Here is a 17,894-nt window from a genome sequence, read left to right on the forward strand (position 1 = left end):
AGCATTCTATTGGCTTAAAAGCCATTTGGTAGATTGTATGAAGACAAGCTGTAAAATAGAATAAGGCAACTGCCTCTTGGAGAGTGACAATCTTATGGAAATGCTGAGTTTTATACAAGAATTATTCACCAAATATGGATATAGCGTATTATTCTTTGGATTACTTCTCGAGTTCGTTGCCCTGCCCTTTCCCGGAGAGACCACTATGGCGTTTGCCGGTTTCCTTTCCTATACTGGGAGACTTGATTTCTTTACGCTAATTGTAGTTGCTTTTGCAGGTACCACAGCTGGGATGACCCTCACCTATTTTGTCGGATTAAAAGCCGGTATGCCCTTTATCCAGCGATATGGCAAATGGTTTCTATTCTCACCTACTAAGCTAGAAAAAACACAGAAATGGTTTGAGAAATACGGAAGCTTTCTAATTTTTATCGGTTATTTCATTCCAGGGGTACGGCACTTTACAGGTTATTTTGCTGGTATTATCGCGCTTCCCTTCCGTAAATTCGCCCTATATGCTTATAGTGGAGCCGTATTCTGGGTAGTACTGTTTCTTAGCATCGGAAAGGTGTTTGGTCCACAGTGGATGGGCATCTTCCATTTGTTCGAGTCATATGCGCTTTGGATTATTTCTGGTGGTGCAGTAATAGCAGCTCTTGTGATCATTTACCGTTATCGCAAAAACATAGGTGCCCGCCTCCTCCCTGGCAAAGCTGCCACTCGGATTCAGGCCCAGATTAAAAAACCTTCCAAGGAGCGGTGAATTCACCGCTCTTTTTACTACGTATCAACGCATACCCTGCCAACAGTATAGCAATTACAGAAAACCCTGCTCCCCCAGCAAAACCCAGCGCCCGAGGCTCCATCCATTCTAATAACCACCCCGCGACCAGCATGGATAACCCAAGCAGCGTATTTCCTACTGCCGACAAGAGTCCAAAAATAACAGGTTGCATAACGGAAGGCGTCTCTCGCATAACCAGTGTATCCAGGCAAGCATTCCCCGTCCCTCCGGCAAAAGATAATAAAATATATAACATAAAAACCATCGTAAAATGATTGCTAACACTAATGCTCATCAGCAGTAATCCTTCGATCATAAGCCCACCAATCGCAACACCCAGTAGCCCTTTTGTTACATATCGTCCGGCAAAAAAGCTGAGACTAAGCCCGATTCCGAGCGCTGCATAAAAAGCCCCTACTCCTATATCTCCCGTTTCAAATTCCTGCACTGCATATACACTAATCAGTACATTATCCAGACCATTCAGCATCGGAACAAGCAGCTCATACCCGAAAATAACCTGTAACGTGATACTCCCGCTGATTAAAATCCACAGCGCACGCATTTTACTTGTCTTTTGCTGACGGTCTACTTTAGTTTTGAGTTTATCCGGAGAATCTATCTTTCTCTTATCCTCATTTACCCTATTAGTATTTTGTGGAATATCGATACCGAAGATTAAGAGCGCTGCGACCATAAAGGATATTGCATTCATCACGAATGCTGCCTCTGGGCCGAACCACATCGAAACTACACCCCCACTTAATGCACCCACTATAAGTACACAGCCACTCATAAGCTGCTCTAGTCCATTAACGGTCAGTAAAGAGTCTTTGGTCACCAACAAAGGAATGGAGGATTTACGAACAGGACTGTAGATCGCTTCCCCCGCCGCCAGCAAAAAACTCGCTATATATAACAGCCATAGCTTATCTTCCCCATCTACCCACAAAAAGGTTAGTGCAACCGGAACCCTAAGCACATCCGTAGCGATCATAATGTATTTACGAGGGAATTTGCTGCCAAGTACACCTCCAAGCGGTGCCAGAAACAAATAAGGAAGCAGCCGCACACCTAGCGATATCCCCACAGCCATCCCTGACCCCGTTAATTGCAGCACCAATGCCAACACGGCAACACTAGTAAAACGATCACCGATTCCATTGATTAGTCCGGCTGTGAACAGACGTGAATATCCCTTTTGAGCTTTAAAAATTGCAATAGCTGTTTGGTTACTCATTATCGTAAACCTCGCTCCATCTATTTATATGAACATCTAATTAGATATTAATCGAATTATTATTTTATGACAATGCTTTATTTTCAAGAATTTGCTAAGATGTAGTACATCATTACATAACGAAATTATCCGAAAAGGAGGGCTCTATTTTTGAAAATTGATCGATTGCTCTCTATTGTCATTCTACTAATGAACCGGCGTCTCATTCAGGCGAAGGAGCTCGCCGACATGTTCGAAGTGTCCGTTCGCACCATTTACCGTGATATTGAAAGCATTAATGGGGCTGGAATTCCTATCGTCACCTATCAGGGATCGGGTGGTGGTATCGGCCTTATGGAAGGCTACCGGTTAGACCGCAATGTATTGACTGACCGCGAGCTGGCTGATATTTTCTCCGCTCTGCAAAGCGTCTCCTCTTATGGCGGAACTGAACACACTCTGCTCATGGAGAAGATCAGTAGCGTAATCCCGCCCTCACAGACCGCCGCTTTCCGAAGCAAAACGACCCAGCTTATCATCGATTTCTCTCCTTGGGGTCTTCAGCCTATCCTAGAAGAGAAGATTGCAACTCTAAAAGAGGCGCTGGAAGAAAACAGAACTGTGGCCTTTGATTATGTCAATGCCGAGGGGCAGTCCAGTCAGCGTTCTGTCGAGCCCTATACTTTAGTCTTAAAAGGACAAGCATGGTACTTGTATGGTTACTGTCTGCAACGCCAGGATTTCAGATTATTCAAGCTGCATCGTATGAAAGGACTCGTTAAAGAAAAACGGGAGTTCATTAGAGAAGATAGGGACATGCATGAGCTGCCCTGGAGCACTGATTATCAGCGAGTGACTTCAACCTCAGTAGTGTCGCCAATCCTTCTGCACTTCACAGCTGCAGGCAGACATCTAGCGGAAGATCGCTTTGACTCCACTGAGCTTCAACCGGACGGACATGGTGGATATAATGTGTCCATCCATTATCCCGAGGACGGATGGCTCTATGGTTTCTTGCTCAGCTTCGGAACGGCTTTAGAAGTGCTAGAGCCGGAACATATTCGTCAGAAGCTTGGAGAGTTGGCTCTTGGGGTTGCCAAAAAATATGCAACCTCGCTTTAAACCTGACGGTATGTCGTCAGATTCATAGTTCTATAATGTACTTAAAGCGAGTGCTCATAAGCTTCGCATACTTTTAAAAGGAGTGCTGTATATGAATCAAGAGCATGTAGGGCAAATGCAAGGCGAACCGAAATTTTGTCAAAGCTGTGGGATGCCTATGCCTACGGAAGATTTACTTGGAACGAACAAGGAAGGGCAAAAGATCGAAGATTATTGTGTATACTGCTACGAAGATGGAGCATTTAAACAGCCTGATATTACGCTGCAAGAAATGTCTGACATTTGTACAGGCTACTTGGTTCAAGAAGGAATGGATGAGGCTGTCGCCCGCAAATTACTCGCCGAACAGCTGCCTCATCTGAAACGGTGGAGAGGCGTAGCCAGCTCTCCTTCAACAAACTAATAATCAGCACAAAAAAGCGGACCAAGTGAATTCTTGGTCCGCTTTTTATAATCACTTCTTCTATATGTTACCTTTTTAAGCTCAGGTCAAACTGTAGGAGCCTTCAAGTAGGGGCTGCTGCAGCGGTTTAAGTGATGGTTCTAAATCAGACACAGCATTCCCTTCATGACTGCTAGCAATCGACATCATCAGCTTGATTCGATTCGCTTGGTTAACTACACTAACTCCAGCATCATAATCAATGGCTACGATATTCGCGCCTGAATATAACTCCTTAAGGCCCTTAATCATCCCACGCCCGGTAATATGATTGGGCAAGCAGGCGAACGGTTGAATACAAGCAATATTATTCACACCATTATCCAGTAGATCCATCATTTCTGCAGTCAGGAACCATCCCTCACCCATCTGATTTCCTACGGATACCAGTCGGCTGGCCTTCTCAGCAAGACCATAAATATTTTCCCGTCCTTTAGCCAGTCCGGCATCCTCAAGAGCTACCTTTATCGGCTTGCGATAAATCTCCAGATAGGAGATCAACATCGGATTTATATATCCTAGCCGTTTACTTTTACCGAATTGCTCGGCTTTGTAGATCGGATTATACACGCAATAAAAGATGAAATCTAAGAAGTCTGGCATTACCGCTTCTCCGCCCTCCGCCTCAATCATCTCGATGATACGGTTGTTGGCGTCCGGGTGAAATTTAATCAGGATCTCTCCAACAATGCCTACTCTTGGTTTAGTAGCACCTGTAACGGGCAGCTTACAAAAATCGGCTACAATTTCACGAATCAGACGTTTATATTCTCGGAACGAGAAGTTGACTAGGCTGAACTTACAGCGCTCCATCCCCTTACGGAATAAACGCTCAGCACTCTCTGGAACGACCTCATACGGCCTAAAATGATTTAGCAACCGCATCATTAGATCACCATAGCAAGCCGCAGCGATCAGCCGATTTGCCAGCTTAAGACTGATTCGGAAGCCTGGCTGGTTCTCCATTCCAGAAGCATTCAGCGAAATCACAGGAATCTGTTCGAGATCTGAATCCTTTAAGGCTTTGCGGAGCAAAGAAATATAATTCGTCGCCCGGCAGCCACCGCCCGTCTGTGACATGATTACAGCGGTACGATTCGGATCATAGTCCCCACTCTTCAGTGCCGACAGAATCTGCCCTATCGTTACAATAGCGGGATAACATGCATCATTGTTAACGTATCTAAGGCCCTCCTCCGTCTCTTCAGGTCCAGTGGTTTCAAGGATCTTGAGACGGTATCCCGCATCGCGGAAGACCTGTTCAAACAATTCAAAATGAATGGGCGACATCTGCGGCGCAAGGATCGTGTATGTTTCTTTCATTTCCTTCGTGAATGCTACATTAGCCTGTATTTTAGGCGGCTTCTGTGGCAGCACCTTTCCTTTTTCCCGTTCGCGCATCGCTGCCAGCAGTGAACGCAGCCGAATGCGCGCAGCGCCAAGGTTGCTAATCTCATCGATTTTGATCAGCGTATATACTTTGTTATGCCTTTCCATAATGTCTTGTACGGCATCACAGGTGATCGCATCAATCCCACAACCGAAGGAAGTCAATTGAACAAGCTCCAGGTCGGTTCGGACTGCGGCAAGGCGGGCTGCGCGGTACATTCGGGCATGATAGGTCCACTGATTAACTACCGCCACATCCCCTTCACTTCGGTCCAGATGGCAGACAGAATCTTCTGTCAGCACGGCGAGTCCCATACCGGTAATCATATCTGCAATGCCGTGATTAATTTCAGGATCCGCATGATAAGGGTGACCACAGAGAAGTATTCCCTTGTTCCCAGTGCTGGCAAGATACGCAAGCGTCTCTTCACCTTTGGTGCGCACATCACTTTTGGCGCAATCAGCTTCAGCAAGTCCTGCCTGCACAGCATTCGCAATCTCTTCTCTCGGAATCCCTGTAAATGTCTTCACGAGTCCCTTAGTCAGCGCAGATCTATCGTCAAAGGTCAGAAACGGGCTGACCAGCGTGATTCCATTATCCTTTAGGCCATCCATATTGTTGCGAATGACCTCAGGGTAAGAGGCGACCACCGGACAATTGAAATGATTATCCGCTGCTTCATCTTCCTTCTTCTCATACACTACGGCAGGATAAAAAATAAAATCGACGCCTTTACCAATCAAGCTCTGCACATGTCCGTGCGCCATCTTTGCAGGATAGCAGATCGATTCTGAAGGAATCGTATCCATCCCACTTTCATAGAGCTTCTTGCTTGATTTAGGAGAGAGAATTACCCGGTAGCCAAGTTTGGTAAAAAAAGTGTGCCAGAACGGGTAATTCTCGAACATATTCATCGTACGTGGAATACCGACAGCGCCCCGTGCTGCACCTGCCTCAGGTAATGCTTCATAGTCAAAGAAACGTTCATACTTATACTGCATCAAATTTGGCAGTACATTCTTCTCTTTCCTGCCTCCTGCACCACGCTCGCAGCGATTGCCTGTAACGTAGAAGCTCTTGTCCGGGAACCGACTGATCGTTAACGCACAGTTATTTCCACAGCGGCCACAGCGACCTGAAGATACCTCGTACTTAAAGTTGGCTATTTCCTCCGGTCCAAGCAGTGTACTTTTTCCGTCAGCCCCTGCTTGCTCACGGGCAATCAGTGCACAACCGTACGCTCCCATAACGCCAGCAATATCCGGTCTGACTACCGTTCTCCCCGTTAGGCGCTCAAAGGCCCGCAATACGGCTTCGTTATAGAAGGTGCCGCCCTGAACAATAATATTCCGCCCTAAATCCTCAGGGTTGCGAATTTTAATTACTTTTTGCAGGGCATTCTTAATTACGGAATAGGCAAGACCTGCCGAAAGATCAGCCAGCGACGCACCTTCCTTCTGAACCTGCTTCACTTTAGAATTCATGAATACCGTACAGCGGGAACCCAAATTAACAGGTTTGACTGCTTCCAGCGCTGACTTGGCAAACTCCTCGATACCTAATCCGAGCGCAGAAGCAAAGCTCTCCAGAAAAGAGCCGCAGCCTGCCGAACAGGCTTCATTGAGCATTAGACTGTCGATAGCACCGCCGCGGATCTTGATGCATTTCATGTCCTGTCCGCCGATATCCAGAATAAAGTCTACCTCCGGCATGAACTTAGATGCGGCCTTGTAATGAGCAACCGTCTCCACTTCACCGCCGTCCGTCCATAAAGCGGCTTTGATTAACCCCTCTCCATAACCTGTTACATAAGAACCTGCAATATAACAGCCTTCCGGTAGAACCCGATACATTTCCTTCAGTGCCTCACTGACAGAATACAAGGGATTCCCCTTGTTGCTGCCATAAAAGGTATGTAGAATTTCGTCAGCAGAGCCGGTCAATACGAGTTTGGTTGTTGTTGACCCCGCATCGATCCCCAGATAACAAGGGCCACGATACACAGCCAGGTCTGATCTGGCAGCAGAAGCTTTACCATGGCGCTGACGGAACGCAGCAAGCTCTTCGGGGTTCTCAAACAGCGGTGGTAATTCAGCATCCGCTGCCCGATCCGCTGTAAAATCCACAGCCGCTATTCGCGCGATCCAGCCTGAAAGCGGCAAAATAGTAGGATCCGCTTCAGAGAGTGCTGATCCAATCGCTACGAAATACTGCGACCGCTCGGGGAAAAGAATATCTGACTCCGCAAGTTCAAGCGTCTCCGCAAAACGCTGACGCAGGGCTGGCAGGAAGGTTAGCGGTCCGCCAAGGAAAGCCACCCGTCCGCGAATCGGACGTCCGCAAGCGAGACCGCTGATCGTCTGATTAACAATACTCTGAAAGATTGAAGCCGCCACGTCCTCCCGGCGGGCCCCCTCGTTTAATAGCGGCTGCACATCGCTTTTGGCGAATACACCGCAGCGTGAAGCGATAGGATAGATTCGCTCATGCTTCTCTGCCAATGCATTTAAGCCCGCTGGGTCGGTCTGTAGCAGTGATGCCATCTGATCAATGAATGCTCCCGTTCCTCCCGCGCAAGCCGTATTCATACGCTGCTCAATGCCGCCTCGGAGATAGATGATCTTGGCGTCCTCACCACCCAGTTCAATCGCCGTATCGCATTCTGGAATCAGCTCGCCAATCGCCTTTGTACAGGCGATCACCTCCTGAACGAACGGTACGCCTCCCAGTTTGGATAAAGATAAGCCTGAGGAACCGCTTACAGTAAGGGCTGCGCCTCTCTCAGGAAATCTGCTCTGTACATCAGATAGAAGAGAGAGGGCTGCTTTTTTTATATCGCTATAATGTCTTACATAGTCCTGATAAACAATAGTGTTACGCTCTATAACAACCACTTTCGCAGTAGTTGATCCGATATCAAGGCCAATACGCAGCATTATCACTACACCACCTCGTCTTGCTCCAAATTTGAAGCAATTATGAGGAAACTATATCATGACAACACCTTATGAAAGCTGTTAAAAATGTAACAGACTTTTACAAAAAGTTATTAACAAACTTTATGATTTGGAAATCCCTGCTATGGCAGATGCTACATGACCCTTCACTCGTACTTTCCGCCATTCTTCCACTAAGATCCCCTGCTCATCGATCAGAAAAGTAGAACGTACAATGCCCATGAATTCTCTACCATAGAGCTTCTTAAGCTGCCATACACCGAACATTTCACTGACCTTATGATCCTCATCAGACAACAGTGGAAAGGGTAGACTGTTCTTCTCCGTAAATCTCATATGCGAAGCCAAAGGATCTGGACTGATGCCTAGAACAACCGCACCAAGCGTAGTAATCTGATCATGGGCGTCCCGGAATTCGCAGGCCTCCTGCGTACAGGCTGGTGTCATATTTTTAGGATAAAAATATAAAATGACCTTTCGGCCCAGGTAATCACTTAAACTAACCTCTTGCCCGTTGGAAGACGGAAGAGTGAAATTCGGTACTTTTTGTCCAATAGCTACTACGTTCAAGTTATATCCACTCCTTCTTGATATTGGAGGATCGAGCATGAATTGCGCGTATCCCCAAAAGAAATTATAATGTAGAGAATGTGAATGCGAAAGGAAGAACGAGAAATGCCACCTAGAAAGAAAAGGCACGCAAAGACTGGTAAGTCAAAAAAGAAACCGCTGCTTTGGACACTGGCCATTATACTCCTCCTTATTATCGGTGGAGCCATTTACTACTTTACATCCATCTACACTGAGCTTGGCAGCATGTCGAACACCGAGAATTCACCATTTAAGAATGCTGAAACTGTTGATGTCGACACGCCAGAACCTCCAAAATGGGAAGGTACAGAGCCTGTTAATATACTGCTAATGGGCGTAGATGCCCGCGGTGTCAAGAAGGGAGAAATTCCTCGTTCTGATACAATGCTCGTAGCCTCACTTGATCCCGTGAAGAAGAAAATCAGCGTATTCTCAATTCTTAGAGACACTTACGTTCCGATTCCAGATCACGGCGAAAAACGTATTAATTCAGCTATCATTTATGGACCTAACACGGCGATGCAGACTGTAAGCGATCTGCTCGGCATCCCGATTCAATATTATGTCTACACGGACTTCCAAGGATTCATCAAGCTAGTAGATGCCGTTGGTGGGGTAGATTATGAAGTCGAGAAAGATATGGTGTACAAGACCATTGCAGATGGTCCCGAGTATGACATTGATCTTAAAAAAGGATATCAGCATCTCGACGGTAATAAAGCTCTGCAATATGTACGTTTCCGACATGACGCTACCTCCGACTTCACTCGGACTGAGCGCCAGCGTGCTTTTCTCAAGGTTGTGGCTGACAAGCTGATCAAGACCACATCCATAATCAAGCTACCGAATATCCTGTCACAAGTTACGCCTTATATCGAAACCAATCTGACAGTAAATGATATGTGGAAGCTTGCAACCGTTGGGTACGATAGTACCATGGGCGGTAGTGAGCAAATTCCGCCAATGGATCTGCTCAAAGAGGAAACTACAAGTGACGGATCGCAGGTTATAGGCATTCGCAGTGAGAAAAAATTAAAGGAATTTGTTCAGGATACCTTAAATGGCCCTGAGCCAACGCCTACACCTTCAAGTTCACCAGAGACTACTTCAAATAGTAACACTAGCGGAACCCAATAAAGATCTGACAAGCAACGTTCACAAGTAGACACTACAGGCAATGGTATAATACGGGCGGACAGCGGAAACACCGTTGTTCGCCCGTTGCCATGAGCACCAACAATCGAAAGGATGATCACATTATGAATCGTTCCACATCTGAGCAACTTTATCACGAAGCCCTTCAACATATCGTTGGAGGTGTAAATAGCCCTTCCCGCTCTTTTAAAGCCGTTGGAGGCGGAGCACCTGTATTTATGAAACGTGCCAGTGGATCTCACTTCTGGGATGTAGATGGCAATGAATATATCGACTATCTCCAAGCCTATGGACCGATCATTACCGGCCATGCTCACCCACATATAACGAAGGCAATTACCACTGCAGCTGAGAATGGTGTTCTTTACGGAACCCCAACAGAGCTCGAAATTAAGCTTGCTAAAATGCTTAAAGAAGCTATTCCGTCTATGGATAAAGTCCGGTTTGTCAATTCCGGCACAGAAGCGGTTATGACTACCATTCGTGTCGCTCGTGCTTATACAAAGCGCAGCAAAATCGTAAAATTCGCTGGCTGTTATCACGGCCACTCTGATCTAGTGCTCGTAGCAGCAGGATCCGGGCCTTCTACGCTTGGTATTCCAGATAGTGCCGGCGTTCCTAGCAGTATTGCACAGGAAGTAATCACTGTTCCTTTTAATGATCTGGAAAGCCTGCAAGAGGCACTAGAAAAATGGGGTGAAGATGTCGCCGCTGTAATGGTTGAACCGATCGTCGGTAATTTCGGTATGGTGATGCCGAAGCCGGGATTCCTCGAAGGGCTCTGCAAGCTGGCTCATGCTAACGGCTCACTCGTTATTTATGACGAAGTCATTACGGCCTTCCGCTTCCACTATGGTTCCACACAGACATATGCAGGACTGGATAACCATGAAGACATTACCCCTGACCTTACAGCACTCGGCAAAATCATCGGCGGCGGCCTACCAATCGGCGCGTACGGCGGACGTAAGCATGTGATGGAACAAGTAGCCCCACTAGGACCGGCATACCAAGCGGGAACAATGGCGGGAAATCCTGCTTCCATTTCCGCAGGGATCGCCTGTCTGGAAGTGCTGAGCGCAGAAGGCGTATACGATGAGATGGAACGGCTTGCGATCCGCCTTGTCGACGGTCTTCAGGAATCTGCTGACCGTCATGGCATTCCACTGACGATCAACCGCATTCGTGGTTCATTCTCTACTCATTTCTGTAAGCATCCAGTTACGAATTACGATGAGGCACAGGATACAGATGGCGAATTGTTCGGTAGCTTCTTCCGTCACATGTTGAACCGAGGGATTAACCTCGCCCCTTCGAAATATGAAGCTTGGTTCCTAACGACAGCACATACCGATGCAGATATCGACGCTACGCTGATTGCAGCAGAAGAATCATTCCGCGCTATGGCGGCTGAGAAATAAGACGTTATTTACAGCCACTAAACATACTAAAACCTACCACCAAGCTTCTGGTGGTAGGTTTTTTTTGCATAGGCACTATTCGAAGTCAATTTGCTTGTCCAATATAATCTCTGTCATGGCAGGTCGAAACATTTGGTCTCCTCCGGGTATTAAGGCAAATTGAACCGTATCCAGATCCGCTGGCAGCGGTGGCGAGACCAAGAACTGCATTTGTGTATGAGCTCCCCCTCCGTGACCTCCATGCTGCTGGATTTCATAGGCTGCCTCGCTCAAAATCTCCAATGTTAGAGCCGGTTTAAGATAAACTTGCTCCACTGTTTCTTTTAAATACTTAATCTCCACAGTAACTATACTGAGCGTTTCATACTGCATAGCATGTGTAAGTGTATACTCGCAATCTTCGAGGACTGTCCGCTTCACAATTGGAAGTACGCCGAGCAGTAAACCGGGCTCTTCCCAATATTTCCGTCTGGGCACAGCCTCATTCAGACTGTGTATATACTGTACAATCTGAGAAGTGTCCATCTCGAATCTAGTTGACCATTCCTCAAGGAGCTCACTTTCGGGGGAGAACCGTTTTTTGCCTGTTATAGCTTTACGTTCCTGAATCAGAGTCAAAATCTGCTCATCAATCTTCTTAACCTCATCATTATATTCGTTGACCACGCCTCTTATTGGCATTCTACCCCAACCCATTTAATAACCTCCTTCTTATAATAAAGTTAATTTATACCCATTAGCTACATGGTACCTCCTGTGGATTAATTTGTAAAATATTCGAAATAATTCAATCTTGCAGATAGCAAAAAAAGCATGTGCCCCTCAGCTTTATGCTGCAAGACCACACGCTTTATGATTCAGAGATTTTCTTTTACTCGTACAAGTTACGGATTTCCACTCCCTGAGGAAGCTTGAATGGATTTTCCTTGTTGATTCGGTCGTAGAACATGATCCCATCGAGATGATCAATCTCATGTTGGATGATGATGGCTTGGTAGCCCTTAAATTTAAGGACCACTTCCTTCCCCTCAAGATCATATCCCTTTACCTTCACAGATTCATAACGAGGTACAAAACCATGCACCGGTCGATCAACGGACAGACACCCCTCGCTCTCCGGTAAGTACACCATGGTTAGTGAGTGACTGATGATCTTAGGGTTAACCCAAGCATGCTCTACAATCCTCCCTCTCTCGTCCGTAGAATACATCACGAACATACGCTTCAACAGTCCGATTTGATTCGCCGACAGACCTACGCCAGAGCGTAAATTGTATTCTTCGGAAATCTCCGGGTCCTGGCTGTTCTTCAGAAACTGAAGCATACATTGCAGAGTCTCACGATCCTCCTCCTGTAGAGGAAGCTCCACTGGTTGAGCTACGGTACGAAGTACGGGATGACCTTCCCGTACAATATCATCCATAGTGATGATATATTCAGCACTAAATTTTGAACTAGACAATATTCCATCCACCTTTGCCTTACGGGCTTAATTTAAAATACCTATGATATAGTATGCAGATTTATGGATTTATGAAAGCCGTTCGCAGTTTGCTACTATAATTAACATCAAATCCAAGTCCGGTCGCCAATGCGGCAAGGGGAAGATAAGTTTTATCTTCTTTGCCTACCTTTTGCAGAAAAGCAGGGGTATCAATGGCTACATTCTGTCCATTCACCTTAATAAATTTGCTACCGATCGTGATTACAACCGTCCGGCCACCGTATTCAATAGTAGCACTGGAGGTCTTATTATCCCACTTTCCATTAGCGCCTACGGCATTTAGAATATCTTTAAGCGCCAAGAAGTTCTGACCATTCTTAAGGATGGGCTTATTCGGCGTATTTAACTCTACACCCTTTACAACAATCGACATCGGTAAAGTATCCGTAGCCATCGCCGCTACAGTGGGAATGCGGTATTCCCCCCATTGTAATTCAGCAAATACTTTTGCAATGGTCTCGTATCCAAGCTGCGTAGGGTGAAAATCCGCTTGTCCTGCCCCGATAATATGCGTGAGTGATCCCTCTGAGCCGGCAAACTTTGCCGCTACATGAGCTACTACTACCTTTGCTCCCTCTTGATTCATACTTGCAGCCACACGATCTGCCGAATCCGTAAATTTCGCTGCTGCGGTCATCAATTTAGTGTACATCGCACCAAGAGCGATCTTAGGAGCAGGCTGGTATTGGTCAGCCAATATAATTGTTGCTTGAGGATTTATCGCACGAATATTCTCAAGACTCGCCTTCACATTCGTATTGTAATCCGCTAGCTTCTGCTCCAGTTGAGATTCGAAATCTGTATCTGTCAGCTCCTTAACCTGTAAGAAAAGACGGCTTACATCATTCCCGCCAATTGTAATCGTAATCAGATCGGCTTCCTTCAGCTCTGATGCGATCTGCGGGGTTAACTTTACGAATTGGTCAATCCGCGGATCTGGAAGACCTGACTGAATACCTTCAGCGGTAATCGCTGAGCCGTCCTTGATGGCTCCAGTGTAATTACGTAATCCAGCAGTGGTCAATCCAAGAATACCATAATTGGTAAGCTCGCTCCGGCCATGATACCACCCCTGCTCCAGTAGTCGCTCCGCATAACCGTAAGGCTTGGTATTCACATCCGTCATTCCCGGCTCGTATCCGGCAGTAATCGAATCGCCAAGAGCTACGATGCGAAAGACATCCTGACTTGCATCTTGTGTTATAGACGTGTCAGCTGCATTTGCCGATCCGGCACCTACGCCAATCAGCACAGATAACAAAAGCATACTGCTTGTGCTAGCTGCTAAAATTCTTCTCCACTTGCTTAGCATCGTATCCCTCCCAAAATGTTCTAATTCTCATTCTACCATCCCTGATAGCAACGCAAAAGAGCGGCCTCCCATATTCGGGAAACCGCTCTGAACATCACAATTATTATCACAGCTAGAAACGAATGTCTTATTCTTTATTTGAATCCTCTTGTGAATTCAAATGTTTCCCGGCACGTTCCAGATATTTATCATAACGATCGTCTAGTTCATGTCCAATCTTACGATACCGCAGCGTCTCCTCCACAATAGGATCCATTGTGGTCTGGATACGAATTTCATACTTCGGAGAGATCTCACGGATTTCTTTAGCTATACGGTCACCCTGTTCCATCTCACCATCAACCAACATTTCGCTTAGCTTGCGTTCCAGATCATCCTTCTCGCTCATGATGCATCGTCCTCCCTAAAGCTTATATCCTGTTGCTTCAGCATTCTTCAGTGACGAAACCAAATATTCGTGAATATGACCATTACTTGCTACTATATGACGAGTGCCAATATCGTATGGACGCCCAAGCGTATCCGTAATTCTGCCCCCTGATTCAAGCACTAGCAGTACTCCTGCTGCACAATCCCAAGGGCTTAAGCCTACTTCCCAGTATCCATCTACCCGACCTGCTGCCACATAAGCCAAATGTAGAGCAGCCGAGCCTCCTGCACGAATTCCACGAATCTGCGGAAGAACGCTCTGCAGTCCTGCCATATTCACAGGTTGCGCAAATTCACGGTCCGGTGGAAAGCCCATGGCGATCAAGCTGTCTCCAAAAACGTCCTCCGTAGAGACTACGGTAGGAACACCATGCATGTAGGCTCCCTTACCTTTTTCAGCAACGAACATTTCATCACGAATCGGATCATAAATTACACCCACTGTTAATTCTCCACGAATCACTAAAGCAATGGAGACACAGTAAAAAGGAAATCCGTGTACAAAATTAGTCGTACCATCTACAGGATCTACAATCCACAGATATTCATGCTCACGAGCTTCTTCCAATGCAGCGGTTGCTGCTGCTGCTCCCGGGGAAACGCCTTCCTCACCGAGGATCGCATGATCTGGATAATGTGTCAGGATCAACCTGCGGATCATCTGTTCAACGCCTTTATCTACTTCCGTGACCAGATCCTGTGCCGATGTCTTTGTATTAAGTTCCTTCACCAGGCCCTGTCTGCTTTTTATCCATTCTCCTGCTTTGGCAGCAGCATTAATGGCTACCGCCGTATGTCCCTTGCTTGTTACTACATAGGGTTCACGTTCTTTCTTACCCTCTGGTTTTAAAGGACTCATATCTTCACTCCGCTTCCTTGAACATAATCGCCATTGGCATGAAATTTAAAGCAATCCTATTCACAATACCGTTCAATACGCCAAAACGTTCTCAAAGTTCCGCCATAAGGGATACCCATTTCTATGATCCCTTGAATGTTAATCGTAATAGAGTTTCATTCAACGTACCCTATTTCAAGTTACATATCAAGTCATGATAGGGCCCGTATTCGGGACCTATCGCCTTATTTTCATTGTTTAAGGTTCGATATACACACTTGCCCCATTTAATACAGAAATTCCGTTACCGGCATCAGCCAGCTCCTTCATTGCTTCCATCAATCCAAATAACGCACCATCTTTTAGTTTTGCCTCAATCATAACATCAATAGCAGGGGTATCTGCAGCTATCCGCTTTAAAAAAGCTACTAATGGCGCAGGCTCCACACCATCTGCATGGCTGCGTGGATCAGACGGACTGCGCGGACTAGATACATGAATCTTAGGCGGGAAAAGCTCTCCAGACGGAACATCCTTCTGTGCAAGCTCGCTTCGCCATGTCTGCTGAATATCAGGCCACAGCTCCCAAGGGAGCTCTCCTTCATTATTCACCCATTGATGGTGAATATCCAGCACCATCGGCAGGCCTACGTTCTGGCAGACTGCCAGTGTCTCCGGAGCTGTGAAGGTCTTATCATCATTCTCCAGCGTAATACGTGCCTGCAGCGCTGCTGGTAGCTCGCGGAAATGCTTCTCAAACCGCTTGGCTGCCACCGGCTTGTCCCCATAGGCTCCGCCAATATGAATATTGTTCTTCGCCATGGCAGGAAGTCCCATGGCATTCAGCATGTCCGTGTGGTGCTGCAAATCCCGGATGGAACTTACTAGCACCTCAGGACGGGGTGTACTAAGCACTGTAAAGTGATCTGGATGAAAAGACACCCGCATCCCATGCTTTTTCACATATTGCCCCACTTCCGCGAATTCCTCAGCGAGCGCAGCAAACGGATTCCAATCCTGTAAATCAGGATGCGTCGCCAAAGGAATCAACTTGGAAGTGAGACGGTACACGAAGATGTCCGAACCCACATTATGCTTCATTAGTCGCAGCGTATTGTGCAGATTCATCCGAGCGAGGTTCTCCAAACGCCGAAGTGCCGCTTCACGGTCATCCAGCTTCTTGAAGGAGGCCATCGTCATAGTCTTGGATGGTGAGCAGTCTTTGATAACGGTGGACATCGCTACATATCCAAAACGGACAATCATCCCTGCGCTCCAAAAAACATTTCATCTGCTAGTGCAGTTTGCACTTTTGATTCTTCTTCATTCAATTTACGCACGAGTTCCATTTCGACCGCTGTAACCTCATGCCCCTGAAAATTAATCTCTGCGATCGAGGCTGAGATTTTGACGATCGCTACAGCTACATTCTCAGGTGTGTAGGCAATCACCTTCTGACCCGTCGGATACACGCGAAAGCCCTGCTTCACCATTTTGGTACGCCCATACTCCAGCAGCTCGTACAGCTCTTGTTCATTCTTGAACTTACAGACGGAATTGAATTCAGTTTGAAAACCCATATTTTGTCGCCCCTTTCCAGTCGGGATGAACCCGCTAGTAGCTTCAATTACTCGTTGTCATACTTAAGACCTTGTTTGAAATTATAGCGCTCTAAGGCTAACTCAATCATACGGTCTAACAGAGCTCTATAGGATACACCTGTCTCACGCCACAATAGCGGATACATGCTGTAAGGAGTGAAGCCAGGCATCGTATTCACTTCGTTAATTAGAATTTTACCATCCGATCTCCGCAGGAAGAAGTCCGCCCGGGTAATCCCGCTACCCTCAATCGCTCTAAAAGCGGTTATCGCGGACTCCCGCAAACGATCAGCAACTTCAGAATCTACTGGCGCAGGAATCATCATTTGCGATTTACCGTCCGTATATTTAGCTGCGTAGTCATAATATTCTCCAGAAGAAACGATTTCACCCGGAACAGAGGCCTCTGGCTCATCATTTCCGAGCACACCGACCTCTACCTCACGAGCATCCACGAATTCCTCAATAATGACTTTGGTGTCATAACGGAAGGCGAAATCTATAGCTTTTACAAGACTTTCCTTATCAGAAGCCTTAGAAATACCTACACTTGAGCCCAGATTAGCAGGCTTTACGAATACTGGATATCCCAGTTTATCCTCTACACCCACAATCAACTCATGGCTTTTTCTTTTCCAAGCGCTGATGTTAAAATAACAATATTCACACTGATCCAGACCTGCATCAGCGAATAGCTTCTTCATAACAACCTTATCCATCCCTGCCGAAGAGGCAAGAACACCAGCCCCAATGTAAGGAATATTCGCCATTTCGAACAACCCTTGAATTGTTCCGTCCTCGCCATACGTGCCGTGCAGCAGTGGGAACATAACGTCTACCGCTTTATCCGCACCGGATAGTCCACTAAATACTACATTCAGGGCTGTGCCCATATCTTCCGTTGCATCTGAAAGCTTGAGCTGCTCTACCTCACTATAAGGTGCCGATAACGTCTCTCCGACTTTCCACAAGCCCTGTTTTGAAATATAAAAAGGGATAATCTCATATTTATCGTAATCAAATGAGTTCATCACGGCAAAAGCCGTCTGTAGCGATACCTCATGTTCTCCGGATTTGCCCCCGTACACCAGCCCTACGGTTAGTTTTGCGTTCCCCATACCTTTACAAC

At 46.5% G+C, this 17,894-nt stretch carries 16 protein-coding genes; 5 read left to right on the forward strand and 11 right to left on the reverse strand.

Features of this window, described 5'->3' with window-relative positions:
* Nucleotides 1–94: 94 nt before the first annotated feature.
* A complete protein-coding gene (locus tag MKX60_RS00830) occupies nt 95–763 on the forward strand; it encodes a DedA family protein (RefSeq protein ID WP_341058872.1) in 669 nt (222 codons plus the stop codon).
* On the opposite strand, the gene MKX60_RS00835 is transcribed toward MKX60_RS00830, so the two are convergent.
* Nucleotides 738–2,024, reverse strand: coding sequence for an MFS transporter (locus MKX60_RS00835; protein ID WP_341058873.1), 1,287 nt, complete (start codon nt 2,022–2,024; stop codon nt 738–740). The two genes, MKX60_RS00830 and MKX60_RS00835, sit on opposite strands and share 26 nt — an antisense overlap.
* Before the next feature lie 150 nt (nt 2,025–2,174).
* On the opposite strand from MKX60_RS00835, the gene MKX60_RS00840 reads away from it, so the two are divergent.
* Together MKX60_RS00840 and MKX60_RS00845 are read left to right on the forward strand one after the other, a co-directional pair.
* Nucleotides 2,175–3,125, forward strand: coding sequence for a helix-turn-helix transcriptional regulator (locus MKX60_RS00840; RefSeq protein ID WP_341058874.1), 951 nt, complete (start codon nt 2,175–2,177; stop codon nt 3,123–3,125).
* 91 nt (nt 3,126–3,216) lie between these two features.
* On the forward strand, nt 3,217–3,528 hold the full coding sequence (locus tag MKX60_RS00845; RefSeq protein ID WP_231573377.1) for a zinc ribbon domain-containing protein: 312 nt from the start codon (nt 3,217–3,219) through the stop codon (nt 3,526–3,528).
* 81 nt (nt 3,529–3,609) lie between these two features.
* Here the strand turns inward: MKX60_RS00845 and MKX60_RS00850 are convergent, their stop codons facing one another.
* Both MKX60_RS00850 and bcp read right to left on the reverse strand, forming a co-directional pair.
* Entirely contained in the window at nt 3,610–7,893 is a 4,284-nt protein-coding gene (locus MKX60_RS00850) for an acyl-CoA dehydratase activase-related protein (protein ID WP_341058876.1), read from the reverse strand.
* A 123-nt stretch (nt 7,894–8,016) separates the two neighbouring features.
* Nucleotides 8,017–8,484, reverse strand: a complete 468-nt coding sequence (gene bcp, locus MKX60_RS00855) for a thioredoxin-dependent thiol peroxidase (protein ID WP_042184684.1) — start codon at nt 8,482–8,484, stop codon at nt 8,017–8,019.
* Between the two features lie 105 nt (nt 8,485–8,589).
* On the opposite strand from bcp, the gene MKX60_RS00860 reads away from it, so the two are divergent.
* Both MKX60_RS00860 and MKX60_RS00865 read left to right on the forward strand, forming a co-directional pair.
* Nucleotides 8,590–9,642, forward strand: coding sequence for an LCP family protein (locus tag MKX60_RS00860; protein ID WP_076301084.1), 1,053 nt, complete (start codon nt 8,590–8,592; stop codon nt 9,640–9,642).
* A 122-nt stretch (nt 9,643–9,764) separates the two neighbouring features.
* Nucleotides 9,765–11,081 (forward strand): glutamate-1-semialdehyde 2,1-aminomutase, encoded by a 1,317-nt coding sequence (locus MKX60_RS00865; RefSeq protein WP_341058878.1) that lies wholly within the window; start codon nt 9,765–9,767, stop codon nt 11,079–11,081.
* Between the two features lie 75 nt (nt 11,082–11,156).
* Here MKX60_RS00865 and MKX60_RS00870 read toward each other — a convergent pair whose 3' ends face one another.
* The 8 genes from MKX60_RS00870 to MKX60_RS00905 all read right to left on the reverse strand — a co-directional run bounded on the left by MKX60_RS00870 (nt 11,157) and on the right by MKX60_RS00905 (nt 17,883).
* A complete protein-coding gene (locus tag MKX60_RS00870) occupies nt 11,157–11,777 on the reverse strand; it encodes a hypothetical protein (RefSeq protein WP_042184679.1) in 621 nt (206 codons plus the stop codon).
* Between the two features lie 175 nt (nt 11,778–11,952).
* A complete protein-coding gene (gene def, locus MKX60_RS00875; protein WP_042193240.1) occupies nt 11,953–12,504 on the reverse strand; it encodes a peptide deformylase in 552 nt (183 codons plus the stop codon).
* A 100-nt stretch (nt 12,505–12,604) separates the two neighbouring features.
* Nucleotides 12,605–13,897 carry a stalk domain-containing protein gene (locus MKX60_RS00880; protein WP_076300172.1) on the reverse strand — a complete coding sequence of 431 codons (1,293 nt, stop codon included), beginning with the start codon at nt 13,895–13,897 and terminating at the stop codon, nt 12,605–12,607.
* A gap of 127 nt (nt 13,898–14,024) precedes the next feature.
* The gene (locus tag MKX60_RS00885; RefSeq protein ID WP_076285870.1) at nt 14,025–14,285 is read right to left on the reverse strand and encodes a hypothetical protein; all 261 of its coding nucleotides are present in this window, start codon (nt 14,283–14,285) and stop codon (nt 14,025–14,027) included.
* 15 nt (nt 14,286–14,300) lie between these two features.
* Nucleotides 14,301–15,185 (reverse strand): inositol monophosphatase family protein, encoded by an 885-nt coding sequence (locus MKX60_RS00890; protein WP_341058880.1) that lies wholly within the window; start codon nt 15,183–15,185, stop codon nt 14,301–14,303.
* 237 nt (nt 15,186–15,422) lie between these two features.
* Nucleotides 15,423–16,430, reverse strand: a complete 1,008-nt coding sequence (gene uvsE, locus MKX60_RS00895; RefSeq protein ID WP_076285872.1) for a UV DNA damage repair endonuclease UvsE — start codon at nt 16,428–16,430, stop codon at nt 15,423–15,425.
* Entirely contained in the window at nt 16,427–16,744 is a 318-nt protein-coding gene (locus MKX60_RS00900; protein ID WP_042123954.1) for a hypothetical protein, read from the reverse strand. Before MKX60_RS00900 ends, uvsE begins: the two co-directional genes overlap by 4 nt.
* A gap of 47 nt (nt 16,745–16,791) precedes the next feature.
* Nucleotides 16,792–17,883, reverse strand: coding sequence for a D-alanine--D-alanine ligase (locus MKX60_RS00905; protein ID WP_076285873.1), 1,092 nt, complete (start codon nt 17,881–17,883; stop codon nt 16,792–16,794).
* Nucleotides 17,884–17,894 lie beyond the last annotated feature (11 nt).

The sequence above is a fragment of the Paenibacillus sp. FSL R5-0914 genome (assembly GCF_038004525.1).
Taxonomy (GTDB): domain Bacteria; phylum Bacillota; class Bacilli; order Paenibacillales; family Paenibacillaceae; genus Paenibacillus_AQ.